This window comes from Hyella patelloides LEGE 07179 (assembly GCF_900659865.1).
GTDB classification, from domain to species: domain Bacteria; phylum Cyanobacteriota; class Cyanobacteriia; order Cyanobacteriales; family Xenococcaceae; genus Hyella; species Hyella patelloides.
The window spans coordinates 1-1,540 of sequence record NZ_LR214293.1 but is presented as its reverse complement, the minus strand read 5'-3'; the positions used below and the strand labels follow the sequence as shown (position 1 = coordinate 1,540).

The 1,540-nt window shown below is 41.0% G+C and carries 1 protein-coding gene and 1 pseudogene; one reads left to right on the top strand and one right to left on the bottom strand.

What is annotated here, in order from left to right; genetic code table 11:
• Nucleotides 1–125: 125 nt before the first annotated feature.
• Nucleotides 126–884 (top strand): annotated as a pseudogene (locus H1P_RS33250) (signal recognition particle protein); the annotation flags it as partial.
• 87 nt (nucleotides 885–971) lie between these two features.
• Here the strand turns inward: H1P_RS33250 and H1P_RS33245 are convergent.
• A partial coding sequence (locus H1P_RS33245) for a universal stress protein (RefSeq protein ID WP_144875743.1) occupies nucleotides 972–1,540 on the bottom strand: 569 nt, incomplete at its 5' end.

The window sequence follows — 1,540 nt, the reverse complement described above, 5'->3', positions numbered from 1 at the left end:
GGCTCGTCAATTCTATATTGTCACTGGCAACGAGAGATATTTGACCTCCACTCTCCGTACCTAAAGTAATATTTAAGATATCAGAGCCATTTTGCAACCGAATATTTTTTCCTTGGAGTCGAATGTTCCAGGAAGAAATCGGTATTACAGGAGCAATTCTCACCAAATTAGATGGGGATAGCCGTGGTGGTGCTGCTCTCTCCGTGCGCCAAGTTTCAGGACAACCTATTAAATTCGTCGGTACTGGAGAAAAAGTAGAGGCTTTAGAACCATTTTATCCAGATCGCTTGGCTTCTCGTATCCTTAATATGGGAGACATTCTAACTCTGGTCGAAAAAGCTCAGGAAGAGTTCGACTTAGAAGATGCTGCCAAGATGCAAGAGAAAATCATAGAAGCGAAGTTTGATTTTAACGACTTCCTAAAACAGATGCGCTTGCTGAAAAATATGGGTTCATTAGGGGGTGTTATGAAGTTAATCCCTGGAATGAATAAACTCAGTGGTGCTGATTTGGAAAAAGGAGAAAGTCAACTCAAGCAAACTGAGTCCATGATTAACTCCATGACCAAACAGGAAAGAACCGAACCCGAATTATTGGCTCAATCTCCCAGTCGCCGTCGTCGTGTGGCAAAAGGTTCTGGTTTTGAGGAAAGAGATGTTTCTAAGCTGGTTAAAGATTTTACCCGAATGCGCTCGATGATGCAGCAAATGGGTATGGGAGGCGGTATGCCTGGAATGCCCGCAATGCCTGGTATGGGAGGCGGTATGCCTGGAATGGGCGGTGGTATGTTCGGTGGAGGAATGCCTGGAATGGGAGGAAGACAAGGACAACCCAAAAAGAAAAAGAAAAAAAACAAAAAGAAAAAAGGCTTTGGTACGCTTTAAAGGATGAACGATGAAGGATGAACGATGAAGTGTTAATTAGTGCGATCTTTCTTCATAATTTATAATTCATAATTCATCCTTTCTTAATTACTTCTTCGGTGAGAAAAACACTGTAGGAAACCAACTACGGCGTATCAAATCGTTGGCAAAGCTGGGGGCTGTCCATTCTAATAGTGTATTACGATAATCAGTGGCGATCGCGATCGCGCTAATATCAAATTCTAAGGCTGCATCCATAATCTCTTGTATCGCATTACCTTGTCTCACTTCTGTATTAACTTCTAACCCAATTGCTTCTAATTCTGCTTTGACTGAGGCTAACTTTTCTGCTGCATCTTCAAGACGTTGTTCTGCTAGCATTGCAGTTCTCCTTCCCCCTTCGTCAATAACCGAAATTAACATACATTGCTTAAGAGAACTATCAGGGCATTTTTGCACCTGTTGTTTAATTTGTTCAATTAGATACTTACCAGCTTTTCCTTCTTTGTAAGGTATTAAAAGATATTGCCATAGGTGTTGACAGCGCAAGCTTAGCTCTTCTGTGGTGTAAGTTGTGATTAACTGAGGACGAATAATTGTTATAGGTTTATTAGTTAACTTATATAAACCAGCACTGGTACTACCAAAAAACTTTTCTTCAAGTAAGCTACGAATCG